21 protein-coding genes and 4 tRNA genes are annotated in these 25606 nt (G+C 33.3%); 1 reads left to right on the forward strand and 24 read right to left on the reverse strand.

Annotated elements, in window-relative coordinates; genetic code table 11:
* Window positions 1-94: 94 nt before the first annotated feature.
* The 17 genes from rpoB to IHE43_RS21025 all read right to left on the reverse strand — a co-directional run bounded on the left by rpoB (window position 95) and on the right by IHE43_RS21025 (window position 12939).
* Window positions 95-3907, reverse strand: a complete 3813-nt coding sequence (gene rpoB, locus IHE43_RS20945; protein ID WP_192185704.1) for a DNA-directed RNA polymerase subunit beta — start codon at window positions 3905-3907, stop codon at window positions 95-97.
* Between the two features lie 265 nt (window positions 3908-4172).
* Entirely contained in the window at window positions 4173-4544 is a 372-nt protein-coding gene (gene rplL, locus IHE43_RS20950) for a 50S ribosomal protein L7/L12 (protein ID WP_007807437.1), read from the reverse strand.
* Between the two features lie 91 nt (window positions 4545-4635).
* Complete coding sequence (rplJ, locus tag IHE43_RS20955) at window positions 4636-5139, reverse strand: 50S ribosomal protein L10 (RefSeq protein WP_056195154.1); 504 nt, start codon at window positions 5137-5139, stop codon at window positions 4636-4638.
* A 22-nt stretch (window positions 5140-5161) separates the two neighbouring features.
* Window positions 5162-5851 (reverse strand): 50S ribosomal protein L1, encoded by a 690-nt coding sequence (gene rplA, locus IHE43_RS20960; RefSeq protein ID WP_007807440.1) that lies wholly within the window; start codon window positions 5849-5851, stop codon window positions 5162-5164.
* Between the two features lie 13 nt (window positions 5852-5864).
* Complete coding sequence (gene rplK, locus IHE43_RS20965) at window positions 5865-6302, reverse strand: 50S ribosomal protein L11 (RefSeq protein ID WP_007807442.1); 438 nt, start codon at window positions 6300-6302, stop codon at window positions 5865-5867.
* 67 nt (window positions 6303-6369) lie between these two features.
* A complete protein-coding gene (gene nusG, locus IHE43_RS20970; RefSeq protein WP_029273444.1) occupies window positions 6370-6921 on the reverse strand; it encodes a transcription termination/antitermination protein NusG in 552 nt (183 codons plus the stop codon).
* A gap of 10 nt (window positions 6922-6931) precedes the next feature.
* Window positions 6932-7129, reverse strand: a complete 198-nt coding sequence (gene secE / locus IHE43_RS20975) for a preprotein translocase subunit SecE (protein ID WP_008466927.1) — start codon at window positions 7127-7129, stop codon at window positions 6932-6934.
* A gap of 18 nt (window positions 7130-7147) precedes the next feature.
* Window positions 7148-7218: transfer RNA gene (locus tag IHE43_RS20980), tRNA-Trp, on the reverse strand.
* A 60-nt stretch (window positions 7219-7278) separates the two neighbouring features.
* Window positions 7279-8466 carry an elongation factor Tu gene (gene tuf, locus IHE43_RS20985; RefSeq protein WP_056195151.1) on the reverse strand — a complete coding sequence of 396 codons (1188 nt, stop codon included), beginning with the start codon at window positions 8464-8466 and terminating at the stop codon, window positions 7279-7281.
* A gap of 55 nt (window positions 8467-8521) precedes the next feature.
* A tRNA-Thr gene (locus IHE43_RS20990) sits at window positions 8522-8593 on the reverse strand.
* A 121-nt stretch (window positions 8594-8714) separates the two neighbouring features.
* A tRNA-Tyr gene (locus IHE43_RS20995) sits at window positions 8715-8795 on the reverse strand.
* Window positions 8796-8848: 53 nt separating this feature from the next.
* Window positions 8849-8922 (reverse strand) — tRNA-Thr (locus IHE43_RS21000).
* Between the two features lie 91 nt (window positions 8923-9013).
* The gene (hpf, locus tag IHE43_RS21005; protein ID WP_017496722.1) at window positions 9014-9316 is read right to left on the reverse strand and encodes a ribosome hibernation-promoting factor, HPF/YfiA family; all 303 of its coding nucleotides are present in this window, start codon (window positions 9314-9316) and stop codon (window positions 9014-9016) included.
* A 34-nt stretch (window positions 9317-9350) separates the two neighbouring features.
* Window positions 9351-10244, reverse strand: a complete 894-nt coding sequence (locus IHE43_RS21010) for a tyrosine-type recombinase/integrase (RefSeq protein WP_192185705.1) — start codon at window positions 10242-10244, stop codon at window positions 9351-9353.
* Window positions 10245-10363: 119 nt separating this feature from the next.
* Window positions 10364-10558 carry a 30S ribosomal protein S21 gene (gene rpsU, locus IHE43_RS21015; protein ID WP_026985791.1) on the reverse strand — a complete coding sequence of 65 codons (195 nt, stop codon included), beginning with the start codon at window positions 10556-10558 and terminating at the stop codon, window positions 10364-10366.
* Window positions 10559-10891: 333 nt separating this feature from the next.
* Complete coding sequence (locus IHE43_RS21020) at window positions 10892-12034, reverse strand: acyl-CoA dehydrogenase family protein (RefSeq protein ID WP_192185706.1); 1143 nt, start codon at window positions 12032-12034, stop codon at window positions 10892-10894.
* Window positions 12035-12051: 17 nt separating this feature from the next.
* Window positions 12052-12939, reverse strand: a complete 888-nt coding sequence (locus tag IHE43_RS21025; RefSeq protein WP_192185707.1) for a helix-hairpin-helix domain-containing protein — start codon at window positions 12937-12939, stop codon at window positions 12052-12054.
* Between the two features lie 272 nt (window positions 12940-13211).
* Between IHE43_RS21025 and IHE43_RS21030 the strand changes: the two genes are divergently transcribed.
* Complete coding sequence (locus IHE43_RS21030; protein WP_192185708.1) at window positions 13212-14699, forward strand: amino acid permease; 1488 nt, start codon at window positions 13212-13214, stop codon at window positions 14697-14699.
* Window positions 14700-14772: 73 nt separating this feature from the next.
* Here the strand turns inward: IHE43_RS21030 and IHE43_RS21035 are convergent, their stop codons facing one another.
* The 7 genes from IHE43_RS21035 to IHE43_RS21065 form a co-directional block, all read right to left on the reverse strand.
* A complete protein-coding gene (locus tag IHE43_RS21035) occupies window positions 14773-15000 on the reverse strand; it encodes a PspC family transcriptional regulator (protein WP_026985787.1) in 228 nt (75 codons plus the stop codon).
* 87 nt (window positions 15001-15087) lie between these two features.
* Window positions 15088-16359: a DUF2851 family protein gene (locus IHE43_RS21040; RefSeq protein WP_192185709.1), complete on the reverse strand. Its 1272-nt coding sequence runs from the start codon at window positions 16357-16359 to the stop codon at window positions 15088-15090.
* A gap of 71 nt (window positions 16360-16430) precedes the next feature.
* A complete protein-coding gene (locus tag IHE43_RS21045; protein WP_192185710.1) occupies window positions 16431-16913 on the reverse strand; it encodes a 3'-5' exonuclease in 483 nt (160 codons plus the stop codon).
* Window positions 16914-16996: 83 nt separating this feature from the next.
* Window positions 16997-18358: a pyridoxal-phosphate dependent enzyme gene (locus tag IHE43_RS21050; RefSeq protein WP_192185711.1), complete on the reverse strand. Its 1362-nt coding sequence runs from the start codon at window positions 18356-18358 to the stop codon at window positions 16997-16999.
* A 48-nt stretch (window positions 18359-18406) separates the two neighbouring features.
* Window positions 18407-20389, reverse strand: a complete 1983-nt coding sequence (locus tag IHE43_RS21055) for a putative porin (protein WP_192185712.1) — start codon at window positions 20387-20389, stop codon at window positions 18407-18409.
* Between the two features lie 177 nt (window positions 20390-20566).
* Entirely contained in the window at window positions 20567-22135 is a 1569-nt protein-coding gene (locus IHE43_RS21060; protein ID WP_192185713.1) for a RagB/SusD family nutrient uptake outer membrane protein, read from the reverse strand.
* Between the two features lie 9 nt (window positions 22136-22144).
* Window positions 22145-25267, reverse strand: a complete 3123-nt coding sequence (locus IHE43_RS21065; protein ID WP_192185714.1) for a TonB-dependent receptor — start codon at window positions 25265-25267, stop codon at window positions 22145-22147.
* Between the last annotated feature and the right edge of the window lie 339 nt (window positions 25268-25606).

The raw sequence follows: 25606 nt of genomic DNA on the forward strand, positions 1-25606 counted from the left end.
AATCGGAACGGGTTACGGGTATAAATCCTAAAAACTTCTATAAATGAGTAATCAGCCCCGATAAAAATCGGGACTGAAAACTACTTAAAACTTATTATTCTTCTAAACGAATGTCAAGTCCAAGACCTTTTAATTCATGCATTAATACATTGAATGATTCTGGTAATCCTGGTTCTGGCATAGACTCACCCTTAACGATAGCTTCGTAAGTTTTAGCTCTACCAATAACGTCATCCGATTTAACTGTCAAGATTTCACGAAGTGTACTAGATGCTCCATAAGCTTCAAGTGCCCAAACCTCCATCTCTCCAAAACGCTGACCTCCAAATTGAGCTTTACCTCCAAGTGGTTGTTGAGTAATCAACGAGTATGGTCCGATAGAACGTGCGTGCATCTTATCATCAACCATGTGTCCTAATTTAAGCATGTAAATTACACCCACAGTTGCTGCTTGATGGAAACGCTCTCCAGTACCACCATCATAAAGATACGTATGTCCAAAACGTGGTACTCCAGCCTCATCAGTTAATTCATTAATTTGATCTAAAGAAGCACCATCAAAAATTGGAGTAGCAAATTTTCTACCTAAATTTTGTCCAGCCCATCCAAGAACAGTTTCATAAATCTGACCAATATTCATACGTGAAGGTACCCCAAGTGGATTCAATACAATATCTACAGGTGTTCCGTCTTCAAGGAAAGGCATATCTTCATGACGAACGATTCTTGCAACAATACCTTTGTTACCGTGACGTCCTGCCATTTTATCCCCTACTTTCAGTTTACGTTTTTTAGCGATATAAATTTTCGCTAATTTCAAGATTCCAGATGGTAATTCATCTCCAACTGTAATAGTGAATTTTTCTCTTCTTAAAGATCCTTGTAAGTCATTCAGCTTAATTTTATAGTTATGAATTAAATCATTAACCATTTTATTTGTAGCATCATCAGCAACCCATTGACCTTTGCTTAAGTGAGCAAAATCTTCTACTGCATAAAGCATTTTTTGAGTATATTTTTTACCTTTTGGTAAAACTTCTTCGCCCAAATCATTCATTACACCTTGAGATGTTTTTCCGTTCACGATCAAGAATAATTTCTCAACCAATCTGTCTTTTAATTCAACAAATTTAGTTTCGAATTCCATTTCTAAAGCGCCTAAAGCATCTTTATCCTGAGTACGTTTACGTTTATCTTTTACGGCTCTTGCAAATAATTTTTTGTCAAGAACTACACCATGTAAAGATGGAGAAGCTTTTAATGAAGCATCTTTTACATCACCTGCTTTATCCCCGAAAATTGCACGAAGCAATTTCTCTTCCGGAGTAGGATCTGATTCTCCTTTTGGTGTAATTTTTCCGATCAAAATGTCGCCAGGTTTAACCTCTGCTCCAATTCTGATCATACCGTTTTCATCTAAATCTTTAGTAGCTTCTTCAGAAACGTTAGGAATATCGTTTGTTAACTCTTCATTTCCTAACTTAGTATCTCTAACCTCTAATGAATAATCATCTACGTGGATAGAAGTAAAAATATCATCACGAACTACTTTTTCAGAAATTACAATCGCATCCTCAAAGTTATATCCTTTCCATGGCATGAACGCAACTTTTAAGTTTCTACCTAAAGCTAATTCACCATTTTGAGTAGCATATCCTTCTGATAATACCTGACCAAGAACAACTCTGTCACCTTTTCTTACGATTGGTTTCAAGTTGATACTTGTACCTTGATTGGTTTTTCTAAATTTAATTAAGTTGTATGTTTTTTCATCAGTATCAAAACTTACCATTCTTTCGTCTTCAGTACGGTCGTATTTGATAGTAATAATGTTAGCATCAACATATTCTACAGTTCCATCTCCCTCAGCATTAATCAATACTCTGGAATCTGAAGCTACTTGACGCTCTAAACCTGTACCAACAATCGGCGCTTCCGGACGGATCAAAGGAACCGCCTGACGCATCATGTTAGATCCCATCAACGCACGGTTCGCATCATCATGCTCCAGGAAAGGAATCAATGAAGCCGAAATCGAAGCAATCTGGTTAGGAGCAACGTCTGTATAATGTACTGCAGATGGTTCAACAACCGGGAAGTCACCTTCCTCACGAGCAATAACATTGCTAGCTGTAATTTTACCTGAAGCATCCATTTCAATGTTTGCCTGAGCAATCATTTTTCCTTCTTCTTCTTCAGCACTTAAGTAAATTGGAGTACTTTCTAAATCAACTACACCATTAGTTACTTTACGGTAAGGAGTTTCGATGAAACCCATTCCGTTTACTTTTGCATAAACACCAAGAGATGAAATCAAACCAATGTTTGGTCCCTCAGGAGTTTCAATCGGACATAAACGACCATAATGAGTATAGTGAACGTCACGAACCTCAAAACCAGCTCTCTCTCTCGAAAGTCCACCAGGTCCAAGTGCAGATAATCTTCTTTTGTGTGTAATCTCAGCTAATGGATTCGTTTGATCCATAAATTGAGATAACTGGTTAGTACCAAAGAAAGAGTTGATAACCGATGATAATGTTTTAGCATTAATCAAATCGATTGGTGTAAACACCTCGTTATCTCTAACGTTCATTCTCTCACGAATAGTTCTTGCCATACGTGCTAAACCAACACCGAATTGTTGAGACAATTGTTCACCAACTGTTCTAACACGACGGTTTGATAAGTGATCAATATCATCAATCTCTGCTTTAGAGTTAATTAATTCGATCAAATATTTTACAATGGTAATGATATCTTCTTTGGTAAGCACTTGCTTTTCCATTGGGATATCCAAACCAAGTTTTTTGTTCATTCTGTAACGACCAACTTCACCTAAGTTGTAACGTTGATCAGAGAAGAACAATTTATCTATAATACCACGAGCAGTTTCCTCATCAGGCGGTTCAGCGTTACGCAACTGACGGTAAATGTGCTCTACAGCTTCTTTTTCAGAGTTTGTTGGATCTTTTTGTAATGTATTGTGGATAATAGCATAATCTGCCTGATTGTTATCCTCTTTGTGTAACAAAATAGATTTAACGTTAGAATCGATGATTTCCTCAACATTATCTTTGTCGATAATAGTATCTCTATCAAGGATGATTTCGTTACGTTCAATAGAAACTACTTCTCCAGTATCCTCATCAACGAAATCCTCATGCCATGTATTTAATACACGAGCAGCAAGTCTTCTTCCAATATATTTTTTAATACCTGTTTTAGAAACTTTAATTTCTTCAGCTAAGTCAAAAATCTCAAGGATATCCTTGTCTCTTTCGAACCCAATTGCACGGAATAAAGTTGTAACCGGTAATTTTTTCTTTCTATCGATATAAGCATACATAACGCTGTTGATATCTGTAGAAAATTCTATCCAGGAACCTTTAAAAGGAATTACTCTGGCAGAATAAAGTTTTGTTCCATTTGCGTGGAATGATTGACCAAAGAAAACCCCAGGAGAACGGTGTAGTTGAGATACTACCACACGCTCAGCACCATTGATAACAAAAGTACCGCTTGGAGTCATATAAGGTATTGTTCCAAGGTAAACATCTTGTACAATAGTTTCAAAATCTTCGTGTTCTGGATCTGTACAATATAGTTTTAACCTGGCTTTTAAAGGCACACTATAAGTAAGACCTCTCTCTATACATTCTTGAATTGTATAACGTGGCGGATCTACAAAATAATCAAGGAATTCCAATACAAAGTTGTTTCTTGTATCTGTGATTGGAAAGTTTTCCATGAAGGTGTTGTACAATCCTTCGTTGCCTCTTTCGTCAGATTTCGTTTCTAATTGAAAGAAATCTTTAAAAGATTTAACCTGAACATCTAGGAAATCCGGATAGTCAGGGATATTTTTTGTAGAGGCAAAATTCAATCTTTCAGTCTGATTTGTTATCATCAATGGACAAAATTTTGATTAAAAAAAAGTAATTTTTTGTGTAAACACACACTGTTTAATCTATACTTTCTTATTATAATCAATACATCTTTAAAAATAAACTGGAAAAATTCAGCTCAATTTTTTTTCTTCGTATTGATCAAAAACTTTTTCGTATTTTAAACTATTTGATAATAAAATTGGATATATTTTATTATACGAAAAATGGTTTAGGCCATTGAGCGTTCACTCAAGACCTAAACCTAGTTCTTAAAACCTAGTAAACTTATTTAAGTTCAACTACAGCTCCAGCTTCTTCTAATGATTTTTTAAGACCTTCAGCCTCTTCTTTAGAAACACCTTCTTTAACGTTACTTGGAGCACCGTCAACTACATCTTTAGCTTCTTTAAGACCTAAACCTGTAAGTTCTTTAACTAATTTTACAACTGCTAATTTAGAAGCTCCAGCTTCTTTCAATACAACTGTAAATTCAGTTTGTGCTTCTTCAGCAGCACCTTCTCCACCACCAGCAGCAACTACTACAGCTGCAGCAGCAGGCTCGATACCATACTCGTCTTTTAATATTGTTGCTAATTCGTTAACTTCTTTAACTGTTAAGTTAACTAATTGTTCTGCGAATTGTTTCAAATCTGCCATTTTTTCTATCGTTTAAAATGATTTGTAAAATATAATTTATTTATTGTGCGCTAATTAAGCTACAAGGAAATAGAATTCCCTGCATGAATTATTATGCTTCAGCTTCTTCTTCGCTACCAGCGAATTTGTTTTGTAAAGCAGAAATAATTCTTTGTGCTGGTGATTGCAATAATCCAATAAGTTCTCCAAGAAGTTCTTCTTTAGATTTAATAGTTGCTAATGCATCTAATTGATCATCTCCAATATAAATTTCAGAATTAATATAAGCACCTTTTAATACAGGTTTTGCTGATTTTTTTCTGAAATCTTTAATTATTTTTCCAGGTGCATTTGCAACATCTGAAATAAATATAGCACTATTACCAGTCAGTACTGAAGGTAAGTCACCATAGTCATTAGCAGAAGCTTCCATTGCTTTTGCAAGCAAAGTATTTTTTACAACCTCTAATTTTATACCTGCTTTAAAGCAAGCTCTTCTCAAGCTTGAAGTAGTTTCTGCATTTAATCCAGAAATATCAGATACATAAATAATATTTGTACCAGCTAACTGTGCAGTTAAATCTTCAATCGCGATTGATTTTTCTTCTCTAGTCATACTAAAAATTATTAACTACCAATTATACTGCTTTAGGGTCCAATGCAATAGCAGGACTCATAGTGCTTGTAAGGTGAATACCTTTAATATAGGTACCTTTAGCAGCAGTTGGTTTAAGTTTGATTAATGTTTGAATAATTTCGTGTGCATTGTCATAAATTTGCTCAGCTCCAAAAGAAACTTTACCAATTCCTGCATGTACGATACCAGTTTTATCAACTTTAAAATCGATTTTACCAGCTTTAACCTCTGCAACAGCTTTAGCAACATCCATAGTTACTGTACCTGTTTTAGGGTTAGGCATTAAACCTCTAGGTCCTAAAATACGACCTAATGGACCTAATTTACCCATAACAGCTGGCATTGTGATAATTACATCAACATCTGTCCAACCATCTTTAATTTTTTGTAAATAATCATCAAGACCTACATAGTCTGCTCCGGCTTCTTTAGCTTCCGCTTCTTTATCTGGAGTAACCAATGCTAATACTTTAACGTCTTTACCTGTTCCGTGAGGTAATGTAACCACACCTCTAACCATTTGATTCGCTTTTCTTGGATCTACACCCAAACGAACTGCGATATCAACAGACTCATCAAATTTTGCAGAAGCTATAACTTTAATTAATGCAGCTGCATCTTTTAAAGAGTATAGTTTGTTCTTTTCAATTTTTGAAGCAGCCTCTTTTTGCTTTTTTGTTAATTTTGCCATTTCTTTCTCTTAATTAAAAAGGAGCATCTCCTGATACAGTTATACCCATAGATCTAGCAGTTCCAGCGATCATGCTCATTGCAGATTCGATTGTGAATGCATTTAAATCTACCATTTTATCTTCAGCAATTGCTTTGATAACGTCCCAAGTAACACTAGCTACTTTTTTACGATTTGGTTCACCTGATCCAGACTTTAGCTTTGCAGCTTCCAATAATTGGACAGCAGCTGGAGGAGTCTTAACAACAAAATCAAATGATTTGTCTTTATACACAGTAATTTGTACTGGGCATATTTTGCCAGGTTTATCTTGTGTTCTAGCATTGAACTGCTTACAGAACTCCATGATATTAACCCCAGCAGCTCCTAAAGCAGGTCCAACCGGTGGCGACGGATTCGCAGCACCTCCCTTAACTTGTAGTTTAACTACCTTACTAATTTCTTTAGCCATTTTTTAAAAAATTTAACACCACAATTATTGGAAGCAATTGTAGTGGTTATTATAGATGTAACAAAAATTATACTTTTTCAACTTGCATGAAACTCAATTCTAATGGTGTTTTTCTACCGAAAATCTTAACCATTACTTCAAGTTTACGCTTTTCTTCATTGATTTTTTCAACCGTTCCGTTAAATCCATTAAAAGGACCATCGATCACTTTAACAGTTTCTCCTAAGTTGAAAGGAATAGCACGAGTATCTGTATTCACAGCTAACTCATCTACTTTACCTAACATTCTATTTACTTCAGAAAGTCTTAAAGGAACAGGTTCTCCGCCTTTAATCTCACCTAAAAATCCAATTACACTTGTAATAGACTTAATAATATGAGGTATCTCACCAACTAAATTGGCTTCGATCATAACATATCCAGGGAAGTAAACTTTATCCTTAGACATTTTCTTTCCTTCTTTTACAGTAACCACTTTTTCAGTAGGTACTAAAACTTGGGAAACATAATCACCCATACCTAGTCTGGCAATCTCAGTTTCGATATAAGCTTTGACTTTATTTTCTTGTCCGCTTACAGCTCTAACTACATACCATTTTTTCACATTATTATCTGCCATCACAAAAAAATTATCCTTTTAACCAGTTAAAAAATCCAGCCAAAGCTTTTGCAAAAAATTCGTCTACTCCCCAAGTTGCCAAAGCGAACAGAATCGAAAATACAGCCACAACAATTGTCAATTTTTGAACCTCAGCCCAAGCAGGCCAAGTAACATTTGACTTTAACTCCTCGAAAGCCTCTGATAAATAATTAGTAACTTTTGTCATTTGATATATTTTATATTGCACGGGCGGAGGGATTCGAACCCCCATCAACGGTTTTGGAGACCGCTATTCTACCCTTGAACTACGCCCGTAATTAAAAGCCAGTGATTTCAGTTAAGAAAATCAACTGGCTTTTTATAATATTTATAGGATTATCCTACGATTTCAGTCACCTGACCTGCTCCTACTGTTCTACCACCTTCACGGATAGCGAAACGTAAACCTACGCTCATAGCGATTGGGCTCAATAAAGAAACATTGATAGTCAAGTTATCTCCTGGCATTACCATCTCTACTCCTTCTGGTAAAGTAATAACTCCTGTTACGTCAGTTGTACGTACGTAGAACTGTGGACGGTAGTTATTATGGAATGGAGTATGACGTCCACCTTCTTCTTTTTTCAAGATATAAACCTCAGCTTTGAAAGTAGCGTGTGGTTTTACTGATCCTGGCTTAATGATAACCATTCCTCTTTTGATAGATTCTTTATCAACACCTCTTAACAATAAACCTACGTTATCTCCAGCTTCTCCTCTATCAAGGATTTTACGGAACATCTCAACTCCTGTAATAGTAGAAGTTAATTTATCAGCTCCCATACCAATGATTTCAACAGCATCTCCTGTATTAGCAATTCCAGTTTCGATACGACCTGTAGCAACAGTTCCACGACCAGTAATTGTAAATACATCCTCAACCGGCATCAAGAATGGTTTTGCAGTATCACGAATTGGCTCTTCGATCCAAGAATCTACAGCTTCCATCAATTCAATAATTTTAGGAACCCAAGCAGGATCATTATTCAATCCTCCTAAAGCAGAACCTTGAACAACAGGACCATTATCTCCATCATATTCGTAGAAAGATAATAAATCTCTAATTTCCATTTCAACAAGCTCTAACAACTCAGCGTCATCAACCATATCTACTTTGTTCATGAAAACTACCATTCTAGGAATACCAACTTGGCGACCTAAAAGGATGTGCTCACGAGTTTGTGGCATTGGACCATCTGTAGCAGCAACTACTAAGATAGCTCCGTCCATTTGAGCAGCACCAGTAACCATGTTCTTTACGTAATCCGCGTGACCTGGACAGTCAACGTGAGCGTAGTGACGGTTAGCTGTTTCATACTCTACGTGTGATGTATTAATAGTAATACCTCTTTCTTTCTCCTCTGGAGCGTTATCGATTTGATCAAACGATTTTGCTTGACAGTAACCAGCATCAGACAATACTTTTGTAATTGCTGCAGTTAATGTAGTTTTTCCGTGATCCACGTGTCCAATTGTACCTATGTTTAAGTGCGGTTTGGAACGATTAAAATTCTCCTTTGCCATTTTACTTAATTTTTAATCTTAGTTATATATTAATTTTCAATTTCCTACTTACTTGAGCCAATGTCGGGAATTGAACCCGAGACCTCTTCCTTACCAAGGAAGCACTCTACCCCTGAGCTACACCGGCAGAGTCCTAATTTCAGATTTAGATCCTTGATTTTAGATTAAAAAACAAAACCCGAATCAAATTCAAATCTTTATTTTTACAAATCTAAATTCTGAAATCATTAAATCCGAAATCAAAATTGTGGGGAGAGCAGGATTCGAACCTGCGAAGTTCACACAGCAGATTTACAGTCTGCCCTCGTTGGCCGCTTGAGTATCTCCCCTTTTTTTATCAATAATTGCATGAACAATTTCAAATCGCATTTGAAATATTTAGAGCCGGCGGAGGGACTCGAACCCACGACCTGCTGATTACAAATCAGCTGCTCTAGCCAACTGAGCTACGCTGGCAATATCAATAAAAAAGTCCGCTATTTCTAACGGACTGCAAATGTAGCTATTTTATCTTTGTATCAAAACATTTTTTGAAAAAAATTTTCAATTATATGTGTGCTCTTATTTTTTCTTTCCTTTTTACCAGCAAACGTTCTAAAGATTCTGCCGAAAGTTCGACCGCTTCCTCAAATGTCTTACACTGTTTTTTAACCAAAAAATCATCTCCCGGAACATTAATCTTTATCTCAACAGCTTTATTCTCCTTATCACTTGTTCTTTCAACTTTTAAAAAAACATCAGCCGAGACAACTCGATCGTAATATTTCTCCAACTTATCCATTCTCTCTTGAATAAAATCTACCAATTTTCGGTCAACAGTAAAGTTAACTGCATGAACATCTACCTTCATAATATTATTTTTAGGGTTAAACATTTCAGAAGTATTATTTATTTCTAGGATGAGCATCCCCGTATACTTTTTTAAGCTCCGCTAAACTATTATGAGTATAAACTTGCGTAGATGCCAAACTAGAATGTCCTAATAACTCCTTAACTGAATTTAAATCTGCCCCGTTATTCAGCAAATGAGTCGCAAAAGTATGACGAAGCACATGCGGACTCTTTTTTACCTTTTCTGAGACCCTACTAAAGTAAGAATTTATTAATCGATACACAAAAGATTCACTCAATTTTAACCCTTTTTTCGAAATAAAAAAATAATCAGCATCTGTGATATTTTCAACAGAATCACGCTCATCAAGATAAGACTTAAACTGATCAGCAACAATAGGCAAAATTGGAATAATACGCTCCTTATTACGCTTACCCAGAACCTTTATTACATTTGACACCAAATCAACATTATACAGCATCAAATGTATTAATTCCGCACGCCTCATTCCAGTTGTATAAAACATATCCACAATAAGCTTGTCACGAATTTCTTCAAAACCAACAGGACTACCTACCTGATTCATTAAATCAAAAAGTTCTTTTTCAGAAAATGGAATTTGAACAATTTTCGGGGTCTTCAAAGCCTTATGCTTCAACATAGGATTCAACTCTATTTGTTTTGTTTTCAAAAGAAACTTATAAAAAGCTTTCAATGAAGCCATTTTCCTATTCACAGAAACATTTGAAATATTTTGATCCACCAAAGAAACAATCCAACTTCTAATTTGACTGTAATTTACTCTCTCAATATTATCCTGTTCAAAATGCCCTTTATTAAAAACTTCAAAAAAGACAATATCATTCAAATAAGCATTAACCGTATGTGTTGAATATTTTTTTTCTAACTCAAGATAATCACGAAATGCATCTTTATTCGACTTCATTACAATATTTTTTACTCCAAGATTACACCTATTATATATAATCTCAAAATTAAGCATAAAAAAACCGTTAGCATCAAAATTTTGATAACTAACGGTAAATTATTTGCGAAAAGCTAATACTAACTTTCTAAACCATCTCTCATGTTCTGAATGTAAGCCGCTTTTTGAATTTGAGCTCTTTTGATAACAGAAGGCTTAATAAAAGCAGTACGTGCTCTTAGTTGACGAACAGTTCCTGTTTTATCAAATTTTCTTTTATAGCGCTTTAATGCTCTATCGATATTTTCTCCGTCTTTAATTGGTATAATTAACATAATATAGACACCTCCTCTCGTTAAGAGTGCAAAAGTATATATTAATTTTGAATTATGAGTTATGAATTTTGAATTATTTTTTAAGAAAAAAGAAAATAGAAGAACGAAAATAGATTTTAGCACAAATTCTTTACTCTTTACTCTTTACTCTTTACTCTTTACTCTTTACTCTTTACTCTTTACTCTTTACTCTTTACTCTTTACTCTTTACTCTTTACTCTTTACTCTTTACTCTTTACTCTTTACTCTTTACTCTTTACTCTTTACTCTTTACTCTTTACTCTTTACTCTTTACTCTTTACTCTTTACTCTTTACTCTTTACTCTTTACTCTTTACTCTTTCAATAAATTTCTGGATATAACTAATTTCTGAATTTCCGTCGTTCCTTCTCCAATTGTACATAATTTAGAATCACGGTAGAATTTCTCTACAGGAAAATCTTTTGTATATCCATAACCACCATGGATCTGAACTGCTTCATTAGCAATTTTTACGCAGGCTTCTGACGCATACATTTTTGCCATTGCGCCAAGCGTTGTCACTGGTTTGTGTTGTTGTTTCAAGAAAGCTGCTTTGTGAAGCAACAATTCTGAAGCTTCAATTTCAGTTGCCATATCTGCCAACTTAAAAGATATTCCTTGAAAACTACTAATTGGCTGCCCAAACTGATATCTTTCTTTAGAATATTTTAAAGCCGCTTCATAGGCTCCTTTTGCAATTCCTAAAGATAAAGCTCCAATAGAAATTCGGCCACCATCTAATATTTTCATTGCCTGAACAAATCCCTGACCAACTTCTCCTAATCTATTTGCATCAGGTACTCGGCAATTATCAAAAACCAATTCAGCAGTTTCACTCGCACGCATTCCTAATTTATTCTCTTTTTTTCCTGAAGAAAATCCAGCCATTCCTTTTTCAAAGACAAACGCCGTCATTCCTTTTGAATCACCTTTCTCTCCTGTACGAACTATAACCACTGCTACATCACCAGAAATTGCATGCGTGATAAAATTTTTAGCACCATTCACAATCCAGGAATCACCATCTTTAACAGCAGTAGTATTCATACCTCCTGCATCAGAACCTGTATTATGCTCTGTTAACCCCCAGGCACCAATATATTCAGCTGTTGCTAATTTAGGCAACCATTTTTTCTTTTGTTCTTCGTTACCAAAAGTCAAAATATGATTTGTACATAATGAATTATGTGCTGCAACCGACAAACCAATTGAAGGATCCACTTTTGAAATTTCTTCGACAACAGTAATATATTCATGGTATCCCAAACCAGATCCACCATATTCCTCAGGCACTAAAACTCCCATAAATCCCATTTCTCCCAATTTTTTAAAAAGAGGTATTGGAAAAATCTGCGCTTCATCCCACTCCATTATATTAGGTCTAATGTTTTTCTCTGCAAAATCTTTAATAGATTGTGCGATCATTGACTGCGTTTCGTTATAATCAAAATTCATTGTTGGCTGTTTTTTTTTTAGAACTCCAAATATAAACTAATTATTTTTGCTTTTTCAACAGGAAAACCTTTAATTTTTGACAAATTCTCAATATTTTTAAAATTTCCATTCATACTTCTATATGTTACAATTTGTTTAGATAATGCATATCTGAAATATGAAAACTGAGATAATTCCTTTAAGGACGCGTCATTTATTGCTATTTTTTTTAAACTTCCAGTCAATATCACTTTAAAATGAGAATTCAATTCTGCAATAACTTCAGGTGAAAGTCCCCAAATGTCATTCATTTGATCCATAGAGACAAAATTTCCTAATATTTCTCTCTGTTTTAATATTCGTAAGGACAAAGCTTCACCAATACCATATATTTTAATCAAATCTTCTTGAGTTGCCTCATTAATATTTAAAATTACAATCTTTTCCTTTTTTAAATCATCTTTGTGAGCTAATTCTTTTTTCTCTGCTTTAAAATTATCCTTTTTTTGAATCCAGTCTGGAAATTTAAAATAAGGGGAAATAATTTTTAGTAAGGAATCTGAAACTTTCGTAACCTGCTGAAATTCTTCAGCAGAATTTACATATTTATTTTCTTTTCGAAATGCCAGCAATCGATCGATTTCCTTTGTAGACATTCCGAGTTTATATCCTTTATAGTCCGAAATAAAATTTGGATTATAAAGATACATCTTTGGCTTCTCATTATATTTAATCAATTTAAGAGAATCAATTTCAGTCTGCAAAGACATCCATTCGTTTTTTTCGGGAAACGTTTTTTCAGGCGGATTAAAATCAGCATAAAAATAAACTAATTGCAATACTATAATAATTACAAAAAGTAAAAAAATCCCTGTACGTTGCTGATCTGTAAATTTGAAAAACACTACAATCTCTTTAAAATTCATTATTCAATACATTTATAATTTTATTTAAAGCTATAAATTAAAAGAAAATATATTAATTTATTAAGAAAAATAATATAATTTTATCAACCTTACATAATGTCTATTCTATTATTAAATAGGAATTATTTTATGAATAACGCTACTTTACAGAGGCTTATTGGTGGTTTTAGTAATTATTTAAATATTTTATAACTTAAAAGAAGATAATTGTTTTTATTTTTTACAAAAAACGATACATTTGGAGCTTAATAACAATAAACCAATATAATTATATGTCAATTTGGAAAAGAAAACCATTAGCACAGCTTTTAGCAGAAGCTGCAGATTCTGAAAAAGGATTAAAAAGAACTTTAACCGCTTGGTCGTTAGTAGCTTTAGGTATTGGCGCCATCATTGGTGCAGGATTATTTGTTAGAACTGCTACCGCTGCCGCACAAAATGCTGGTCCATCTGTAACTATTGCTTTTATTATAGCAGCAATTGGCTGCGCATTAGCTGGTTTATGCTATGCAGAGCTTTCATCATCAATTCCAATTTCAGGTAGTGCTTATACTTACACTTATGCTACAATGGGTGAATTTTTAGCCTGGATAATTGGCTGGGATTTAATACTAGAATATGCCGTAGGTGCTGCAACAGTAGGAATTGCGTGGAGCGAATACCTCAATAATCTTCTGGTCAATGTCTTTCATGTCAGTCCCATTCCGTTTGAATATTCGCATTCTCCTTTTCAAAAAATAATTGATCCTGCAACAAATGAAGTAACTCATGGTATTATCAATTTACCGGCATTATTTATTGTTAGTGTTATTAGTTTATTATTGATTAAAGGTATACAAGAATCTGCTTTCGTTAATGGAATTATTGTAATCGTTAAGGTTGCCATTGTAATTTTAATCATTGTAATTGGATGGAACTTTGTAAATCCAGCAAATCATACCCCTTATATCCCGCCATCCTCAATTTTTACAGATGAGCATGGAGTTGGACATAGCTACGGTGGTATTATGGGTATTTTAGGAGCGGCAGGAACTGTTTTCTTTGCTTTTATTGGTTTTGACGCTGTAAGTACAGCTGCTCAGGAAACAAAAAATCCTAAGAAAGCAATGCCAATTGGTATCTTAGGTTCATTAGCTGTATGTACCCTTTTATACATTCTTTTTGCACACGTATTAACAGGTGTCGCAACTGTTGAAGATTTTAGAACAGGTGGTAAAGAAGCTTCTGTAGCCTTTGCAATCAATAAGTATATGATAGGATACGAGTGGCTTGGTCAATTAGTAACTGTTGCTATCCTTGCAGGTTTTTCTTCTGTAATTTTAGTGATGTTATTAGGACAATCAAGAGTGTTTTATGCTATGGGTAAAGATGGTTTGTTACCAAAAGCTTTTAGCGATGTTCATCCAAAATACAAAACTCCATACAAAGCAAATCTAGCTATTTTAGTAATTGTTGGTGCATTTGCCGCTTTTATTCCTGGTGACATTGTAGGAGATATGACAAGTATCGGAACATTATTCGCTTTCGTCCTGGTATGTATTTCAGTTATTATTTTAAGAAAAAAAGAACCAAATATGGTTCGCGAATTCAAAACACCATTTGTTCCTTTAGTACCTATTTTAGGAGTTCTTGTTTGTTGCGCTATGATGTACGGTCTAGGCTGGACAAACTGGCTAAGACTTTTTGCATGGATGGCTTTAGGAGTAATTTTCTATTTTACTTACGGTAAGAAAAATAGTAAATTAAACAATCCGGAATAATATTTCCGAGTATATAAACTAAAAAAGGATCATAAGTTTAAATTTATGATCCTTTTTTTATGCCTAAATTATTTTACAAATCAAACACTGAAGTTCGTTTAGCCCGAATTAAATCTTTTAGACGAATCCAGAACGCTAATGTTAAATAGATTCCAAAACCTAAACCAGCGGTTACAAAGGAAATATAGATAAAAAATAATCGTACACTTGTAACACGCATTCCGAGTTTATCAGCTAGTCGCGATGAAACATGAAATCCGTATTTTTCAAAGAAAAATTTAAGTTTTAAAATAGCTGACATTTCTTATTTTAGATTTTACCCGATATTTATCGGGATAGATTTTAGGTAAAAATACAAAATTATCTAATTACCCCATTTTCTTATTATCTAATTACTCTTAAGTAATTCGACTCCAATTGCACATCTTAGACAGGCTTTATTATTACAATACTCATTTTTAAGTTCCAGTAAAGTTTGAGTATCAAATGCATTCTTTGGAAGAAGACCAAAGCTCTCAAACTTATCAATTATGGCATTTTTTTCCGGAGACACTTGATTCATAAATAAAATAAGGTCCTCAGCATTAGGTTCACTAATTCTATTTGAATATGCAAATTGCAATGGAATAATGGTATTTACAATTAACAAATCTATAAATGATCTCGATAAAGGTTTTGACTTCTTCGGGCTTTCCTTATCAAACTGATAATGATTTTCCCAATATAAACTTGCTGTAACGTTTAATACCTCATAAGCATCCTTGGCAGAATTTAGCATAATAACTTTAGAGAATAAATTCTGATGTTTATTGTACAAACTAGCTAATTGAGATAGCCTTATTGTTGGAAAATTATCAGGACGATGTTTAAAAAATTGCAATGGATCTGTATAAGCCCTATCTAGTTGATATTTATGTAAAAGATAAAAGTATCTAATTTTCAAATCATTAAAATACAAATCCTCCTTTAATACATCTAATAAACCAGAAGTTCCAAAAAGTAATGCTTCGAGATTTTCAATTTCAAAACTTTCTTTTCTAACAATCGTAAACGGAATAGATTTAGCTATTTGCAAAAAGGTATTCCCATTTGTATTCAATCCAAAATTTTTTGCTAACAAAGAGAATAGAACAGACTCCCAGTCACCATTTGTTTCTTCTAACAAATCATAAATAAACTTCGATTTTCTTTCAAGTCGATCAAAAAACAATCTTTCCTGCCAATTTTTAAAAACAAACTCATCAATTTCAGCAATTTGTTTTTCACATGAAATCCAGGATTTCGGTGACAATAAAGCATTATAATTATTTATTACTTCTGATGGAACATATTCTTTCAGGACTAAAACAGGAATTTCTGCATTATTTCTACTGAATATCTCTGTATCGTGTTCCCAAACGACGTGTAAAATTACATTTTCATAAGTGGGGTCTTTTTCATGATGATGCACATACCAATCCGATGACTTCAAATGGATTTCAACATTTCCTGCCCATTTCTGATTTCCAATTTTAATCTGAGCGTTGAAAAAATCAGGGCCTGAAAGTTCTAAATAATCACCTGTTTTAATAATTACAATTTGATCATTTTGAGTTGTTCTTAAATTCAGAGTTTCAAACTTCCTGAATTTCCAGAGATAGTGAAGAAAATCTTCTCTCATTTTTTAGCTTTTTATTTAAATTACAAAGCTTAAAAATAACAAAAAAAGAAATATTAATCTTACAAAATTATTTACTTTAACATATATAATTTAGCACATGCACGAGCATCGGATAACGCTTCATGATGATTTAACTGAATTTTCATTTCACGACAACAATCACTTAGTTTAGTTGGCTTTAACCCTTTTGCCTTGTAAATTTTAACCGTACATTCCCAACGAGGTGCAATATTTAAATCTTCGTATTGCAAACCGTAAAGCGCCATTGATTTCATCAGTACATTTCGATCAAAACTTTCATTGTGTGCAACAACGACTCTATTTTTTAATCTTCTTTCAATTTCGGGAAATACCTGAGAAAAAGATTTCGCATTAATCGTATCTCGAGGATATATACCATGAACCTGAATTGTAAAAGGATTATATAAATTATTTGGAGGTTTAATTAAAGAAACAAACTCGTCAACAATAATTCCGTTTTGTACAGTAACTATTCCGACAGAGCAAGGATGATAGCCTGTAGCGGTTTCAAAATCTATTGCAGTAAAATTCATTTTTAAAATATTTCAGCTAAAAAAATCCATAAATCAAAAGCCTTAACTCTGATTTATGGATTTATAATGTTATTAAAATTGTCTTATTTTATAGATCCGATAATATCGTATTTTGTAATAATATGATGTTTCCCATTTCCAAGATCTACCAAAACCGCATCGTTTTCTTTCGTAAATAATTTAGAAACTTCTTCAATTGTAGTTCCTAATTTCACAATCGGGAAAGGTTTTCCCATTACTTCCTTAATTGGTTTTTCGGCTACATTTTTATCTGCAACATAACTTCTAAACAAATCTGTTTCATCAACAGAGCCAACAAATCCATTTATATCTACTACCGGAATTTGAGAGATTTTATATTTACGCATACGTTCGATAGCGTGCGATACCAATTCTTCAGTACGAACAACAATCAATTCTTTATCAATATGATCTTTAATTACATCTTCTGCTTTCGTTACATTTTCTTCTAAAAATCCACGCTCGCGCATCCAGTCATCATTAAACATTTTACCGACATAACGGCTTCCTGAATCATGAAAAAGAACTACAACAACATCTTCAGGTTTAAAATGTTCTTTTAGCTGTAAAAGCCCCTTAATACAAGCACCGGCTGAATTTCCAACAAAAATTGCTTCTTCCATAGCAATTTTTCTTGTATAAACGGCAGCATCTTTATCTGTTACCTTTGTAAAACCATCGATTAAAGAAAAGTCTACATTTTTAGGCAAAATATCTTCTCCAATTCCTTCGGTTATATAAGAGTAAATTTCATTTTCATCAAAAACTCCGGTTTCATGGTATTTTTTAAAAACAGAACCGTAAGTATCAATTCCCCAAATTTTAATATTCGGGTTTTTCTCTTTTAAGTATTTTCCAACTCCAGAAATAGTTCCACCAGTTCCTACTCCAACAACAAAGTGTGTAATTTTCCCGTCAGTTTGTTTCCAGATTTCCGGGCCGGTTTGCTCATAATGCGCCAATGAATTTGATAAATTATCATATTGGTTTACGTACCAGGAATTTGGTGTTTCTTCTGCCAATCGTTTTGAAACTGAATAATAAGAACGTGGATCTGTTGGTTCAACATCAGTTGGGCAAACTACAACTTTGGCACCAACAGCACGCAAAATATCCATTTTTTCTTTTGACTGCTTGTCTGATATTACACAAATTAATTTATATCCTTTGATAATTGCTACAAGTGCCAATCCCATTCCGGTATTTCCAGAAGTACCTTCAATAATAGTTCCACCCGGTTTTAATCTGCCATCTGCCTCTGCGTCTTCAATCATTTTTACGGCCATTCTGTCTTTTACAGAATTTCCCGGATTAAAAGTTTCGACTTTTGCCAACACTAACGCATCGATTTCAGCAACAATCTTGTTGAGTTTTACTAAAGGTGTATTACCAATTGTTTCTAAAATATTTTTTGAAAAGTCCATTTTATGTTTATTTAATATTTGGTTCTAAAAATCTAAATAGTCCTAATTTTATTGGAAGAAGTTCCAAACCAAACCAAATCGGATAACAAAATCACGATAAGGATTATTAGGTGCCGAATAATAATCGCTTTTTGAAAATAAAGCATTAATATGTTCTGCTTTAAAATAAAATCGAGTCTGGCGAATTCTCGCGTTTACAAAAAGATCGAATAATGGATAACCTCCAATTTTCTTCGCATCCTGAACAAAAAACTCACCAATAACAGGATTATAATCATTTCCATAATATTTGGTAAAATAATTAAATACAACTCCTGTCTGCATATATAATGCTTTTTTGAAAAAGTAACTCGAATAATAAAATGTATTTCTTGTTACAAAATCAGGAACATTTAAAATAAAATCTGATTGATCTACTTTTTGATATAAAATTGTATTATCTAAACCAAAAGGACCAAACTTAAACTCCTTATTAGCTTTTATGGACAAATAATTAATTACGTTTCCATATTGTGCAGGTTTGATAATTTGAGTATACACTAAATCTTCTGCAGGGCTGGAATCATCTTTAAAATACAAATGGTCTTTTAAAACAGAATACTGAACTTCAGCATTTAACCAAGGCGTAAAAACATTAGCTCCAAGTTGGTTAATTTTTTCATTCTTAAAATTATTAAACCAATTATATTCAACGTAACTGCTTTGATATAAATTATAGTTATTATTTGGCAGCTTATTTAAATTTCTATATCTAAAATCAAATTGAATTTTCTCATTCAGATTGTATCTCAATTTTGCATCTAAATCAGATAGAGACTGATTTGTAATTGATCTGGTATATAAAAAACGACCGTTCCATTTATTTTTCTGATATTCATATTGTCCTCCAACATTATTAATCTGGAGAAATAAATTATCAGGAATAGAGGTTCCATCGCTATTTATGATAATTCTGTCGTATTTATAATTTGATCTGTAATCGTCTACAAAAAAATTAAATTTTCCTAAAAGTGAATTTTCATATGCAAGTCCAACTTTATTATATAATCTTTCAAAACGAGTCTCGTCATTTATATTACTACTAGCATAAGACTCTCCAAAACGTTCAACCTGTTGACTTGGTCCTGATGTTGGCGTCACAGTCGAAAGAAGAGTTGGCTGTTTGTATTGAAAATATTTGTACTCATAATTAAATTGATGCGTTACATACAAATTGTTATTCCCATCGTTTGGATTTATTCTAAATACATGATCAAAAAAGAAGCGTCTCCCTTTTAATAAGGATTCCGCATCAGTCAAAAACACTTGCAATCGCTGACGGTTTTTAAAATCCGGATCATCGCTTTCGAAGCTTTCCGGTGTTGTAATTCCACCGTTTTCTTCATTGGTAATATCCTGAAATGTAACATGAGCGTTTAAAACATATCTTTTATTGGTTGTAAAATAACTTGTCGTAAATCTAAAATTTCCTGCGCTAACTAGTTGATTTATATAATCACCTTCAGAACGTAACCCACGGTATGCTGCAGAAAAATTTAAATTCTTCGAAGTATTAAGTGTAATAAATGAGTCTACGTTTTGTCCCTTGTTTATGGTGGTGTTAAAAAACAATTCGGTTAAGGGAGTTGCAACAGAATAATATCGGATATCACTGACCTCCATATAATCAAAATGCTTTCCTTTGAAACCGATTTCCGGATAGGGAGAAAAATCAGTTAAACTATATTGTAGCGTGTTATAATTTTGTCCAATGTTAGAAAATGGTAAAAGTCCGAAATTATCTTTTCTTAAATAGTTTTGCTTATAGGCACTTTTCAATGTTAGCGATGTATCTGCAATTATTGTATCATGTTCCAATGTATAAATCTTATACTGATCTATTTTTGCAATTAAGGCCTTTTTCTTTTTTACTGTATCGGTTATGCTAGAATACTTTGTATTCATATCTAAACTGTTTTTAGAACTAGTTTTTTCCTGAGAAAACAATAATGTGGGTACAATTAATAGATATAGAAAAAAGAGTATTCTCATTTGATAGCTTTATATGTAATTATTTCGGCAAAATTTGTCAAGCAAAGGTAAAAGATAAAAACGTATAAAAAAACAAATCATTATGATTGAGAAATTTTTATACCTAACTACGATTGAATAAAAAAACCCTCAATCAAAAAATGATTGAGGGTTTTCGAAAATAAAAATATTTCTTTTTTACCAACCTGGATTATTTTTTCCTTCTAAACCTGGATTAGTGTTTATTTCAGTTTGTGGTATTGGCCATAAGAATTTAAAATCAGAACCTGGAATTGCAGCAACAGGAGTAGTAATAACATAACTATTTCCTAGTACATAAGCAGCAGTAGCAGGAGTAGCATTAGCTACTTTTGCAGGAATTCCGTTGATAGGAGCTAAATCATCACCTTGTAATCTGTGAATATCAGCCCATCTACGTCCTTCTTGTAAAAATTCAATTCTTCTTTCTTTAAGTATAGCAGCCACCATAGTAGCATTTGTAGTAAAAGAAGCAGCAGTATAGGCTTGAGTTGCTGGACTAGCCAAAGCTCTATTTCTAATAGAGTTTAATAAAGTAAGAGCGGCTGGCAAGTTTGACAAACGAGCCTGAGCTTCTGCCATATTCAATACTACCTCAGCATATCTAATAACTGGAGCAGCATCTGTCATATTTGTAACATCTGTATATTTGTTTGTATATTTTATACCAGCTGAAGTATAAATCATTTTACCATCTTCTCTACGCTTGTCATCAGCCAACCATTGTGGATCTCTCCAAAGAATTGGGCTAATTGCAACTAAAGCTCTGTTTTTTAATATACTTGCTAAAGCAGCATTAGTCTGAGGATTCATTGTTGCAGAGTGAGCAATAGAGAATATAGATTCTGTATTACTTAAATTATTTGCCAATACAAAAGGAGTAGCCGGATCAGCTGTTAATGTATAAAGACCAGTTAATTTAGTTCCTTCAGCAATTACATTTGCCCAGTCTCTTTTTTGAAGATACACTCTGGTTTTGAATGCGATTGCAGCAGATTTTGTTGCTTTAGAAACTACTCTACCACCAGCAAAACCATTTGACGTAATCAATTTTTCAGCATCATCTAAATCTGCCAAGACTTTTGCATAACATTCAGCAACAGTATTTCTTGGTTTAACTTGTTCTGTTGCTACTTCAGCAGCTGTATTTACACCTACTTCTCTGTATATAATTCCAGGGTGTGTTGCACCAGCTGTAAAATTATACGGTCTTGCAAAATTTGTTAAAATTTCAAAATGAGTAATTGCTCTTAAAAATTTAGCTTGTCCGATATAATTATCACCAACTGCTTTTGTTATAATACCTTTAGCAACTGCATCAGTAGTTCCCTCAATCATAAGATTACATCTACCGATTAATCTATAACCGTCAACCCAGTAATATACATTATTAGCAGTTGTTGGATCGTAAGTTGCAGTGTAAGTTAATTGGTAAAAAGTAGCCATATTAACAATATCTTCTCCTCTGGCTTCTCCTTGTTCAACAAAAGCAGCTCCCCAGATATAACCTCGACCACCATTTGGGCTGGTTGATGCAGCATTATATTGTCCAATCGCAGCAGCATTATAAACACCATTCATGTAAGATTCTATTAATGAAGGAGTTGTAAAAGCATCTGTATCTGCAATATTGTTTATTGGAGTTAAATCCAATATTTTTTCTTCTGTACATGAGCTCATCCCGAGTACAACTACAGAAAGTAAAATTGTTTTAATTATATTTTTCATATGTTTTTTTTATAAACTTACATTTATTCCAACTGATATTACCTTAGAACGTGGCGTACCATTAATGTCTACTCCATTTGTTTCCATTTCAGGGTTAATACCTTTATAATCTGAAATTAACCAGATATTTTGTGCCTGAGCAAAAACTCTAAAATTATCAACACCAATCTTATCCATTAACATCTTAGGTAATGTATAACCTAAACTAATATTATCAAGTGAGATAAAATCACCATCTTCAACAAAACGCGTACTAGCACTTCCTGAAAGGTTTGTAAATGTATTTGAACTTGCGTATAATCTTGGTGTCCATCCGTCTCCAGGATTATCAACACTTTGCCATCTTCCTAAAATCTCTGTTCCGTTGTTGTTAAAGTTTTGGTTCATCAACTCTCTTCTTGTAGCGTTAAATATTTTATTTCCTCCACTAAATCTAATCATGAAACCAAGATCAAGATTTTTGTATTTCATACTTGATGTGAATGAACCGTAATATGTTGGTAAAGTATTTCCTAAAATAGCTTTATCCGAATTAGCTAATGTTGCAGCTGCTCCAGTTGTTCCAGGATTAGCAGGATCAAAAACAGTATAAGTAGTAGTTGCCAAGTTTCCTTGTACTAAAGTACCATCAGCTTTATAGTAAACCGGGTTACCATTTGCTTTATTTACACCCCAATATTTAAATCCGTATAAAGAGTTAATAGATTCACCCTCTCTAATAATGATATTCGGTGCAATGTTAACGATATCCTGAGATGTACCAAAAGATGAAGAACCTCCTGTTATATCTTGTCCATTAACTAAACCAGTAACCACGTTTTTAGTAAGGGTCAAATTAGAAGACACATCCCATGTAAAGTTAGCATTGTTTATTGCTTTGAAACTTACAGCAAATTCATATCCTTGATTATACATTTTACCAACGTTAGAATTGATAATACTGTTAGGAACACCTAATGAAGGAGCCACAGGAGCCGCTAAAACTAAACCGTCAATATCATTCTTATAATAGTCAAATGCAACAGTCAAACGATTGTTGAATAAGCCTAAATCTACACCAAAATCAACTTTATTACTAGTTTCCCATTGTAATTGATCATTACCAAATTGATAGTAACCAATCCCATTTAAAGAACCATATGGAGAACCAATCATAAGTCCTTTTGAAGGATAAGCCGCACTATTTAATACATCAACGTTACCAACTTCAGAGTAAGAACCTCTAAATTTCAAATCAGAAACAGTACCACTAATCCCTTCCATAAAACTTTCCTTAGAAACAGTCCAACCTGCAGAAACTCCAGGGAAATTATGATATCTAACATCTTTCTCAAATTGAGAAATTCCATCACGTCTAAGAGAAGCTTGTACAAAATATTTCTCTTTATAGTTGTATGTAAAACGACCCAAGTATGATATAATTCCTTTTTCAGAAGCACTACCACCAGAATCTTTAGTAGCATAAGTACCTGTTACTAAATTTTGATCGTAAAAATCACTTAAAATATCACTTCCTGAACCCCATAATACTTTAGTACGTGATTTTTGATACTCAGCAACACCTGTTAAACCTAAGTTATGATCTTCAGCAAAAGTATGCTTGTAATTCAAAATATTTTGCCAGTTCCATCTCAATAGATTAGTGTTGTCCTGATACAAAGATCCATTAACTCCACGTCCGTCTCCATGTACTGGGTTCCAATATTGGTAACCATCTGTTGAAGCATTATCTCCACTTACCTGTAATTTATAACTTAAGTCAGAAGTAATTTTTGCATTTGCAAATGCACTTACTAAAATTCTTGTAGTTGTAGATTTATATTTATTATGATCAAGAACATAAAGAATATTTGTAATATTATCTCCTGCTGGGTCTGTATTATCCCATTGACCAACGTTATTACCATTTGGTGAAATGTTATAACCAGTAGGGTCAGCTGCATCATAAATTGGTGTATTAGGCAATTGTCTGGTAGCATTAAAAATATTACCTGATAAACCATTTGCGTTAATATTTAACCCATTATACTCTGTTCTACTTACAGCTACATTGGTACCAACACTTAACCATTTATTAATATCCTGATCAATATTAGCTCTAACAGAATATTTTTTCATATCATTAGCTAAATTGATACCATCTAAATCTGTTAATCCTAAAGACAAATAATACTTTGTTTTTTCTGAACCTCCACTAAAATTAAGATTATGTGTAGTTTGAGGAGCATTTCTTAAAACTGCACCTTGCCAGTCTGTATTATATGTGTTACCAATAGCCCATGGAGCTTGTCCTCTGTTTGTTCTTTTTTCATTAGAAATAACTAAGAAATCAGGAGTTTGTAACAAATCATATGTTTTAGCGGCACTAGCAACACCAAACACACTTGAGTAAGTTACTTTTAAAGTACCTTTTTTTCCACTTTTGGTAGTAATCAAGATTACACCATTAGCCGCTCTGGAACCGTAAATAGCAGTTGCAGCACCATCTTTTAACACATCAAAAGATTCGATATCTTCTGGGTTAATATCCGCTAAACCATTTGTAGCAGAAACACCACCAATATCACCAGAATAAATAGGCACACCATCAACAACAATTAATGGCTCAGTACTTCCAGAAATAGATCCAACACCTCTAATTCTAATTTTTGGAGCACCTCCAATAATACCACTATTAGTTAATACCTGAACCCCTGTCGCTCTACCAGCTAAAACACCCTCGAAAGAAGGAGTAACCAAGTTAGCGATGTCTTTTCCTGCAATTTTAGAAATAGAACCTGTTACTTCTTTTCTTTTCTGAACACCGTAACCAACAACTACAACTTCATTCATTAGTTGTGCTTCTGATTCCATCTCAACGTTTACTGTATTTGAACTTCCTACAGTAACTTGTTTGTTATTCATACCTACATATGAAAACACTAATACATCTCCTGTTTTTGCTTTTACAGAATAACTTCCGTCAAAGTCAGTTTGAGTATTTGCTTTACTACCTTTTACAGCAACATTTACTCCTGGAATTACTCCTGTCTTATCTGAAACTTTTCCAGATACAGTTCTCTCTTGAGCAAAAGAAAACTGCATAGACAACGCTATTAAAAGCGTACAAATCCATTGTAATTTTAATTTCATTTTAATTTATTTTGAATTAGTATGGCGCAAACATCTTAATTATTTCTTAAAATAACAAACTATTCAATTTAAATTTTTTCAATATTATTAACAATACACTAATGTTTCCCTAAAAAATATAACTAAATAACTATTTTAGTAGATAAATTCCTATGAAAACAATTAAAATTTTAAAGATTTGAGTCAAAAACAGTTAACACATTTTAACATTTGAAAAATTTAAATATCAAACCCATAAAAAATATGAATAACTTTTATTAAGATCGTGGTTTTTACAAGTAATTCTGAACTTTTGATAATTCCAAGCTTTTTTAAGACCATCATGTAATTTAATTAAAG

Origin of the sequence: Flavobacterium sp. MDT1-60 (assembly GCF_014844035.1) — a bacterium.
Lineage (GTDB): Bacteria > Bacteroidota > Bacteroidia > Flavobacteriales > Flavobacteriaceae > Flavobacterium.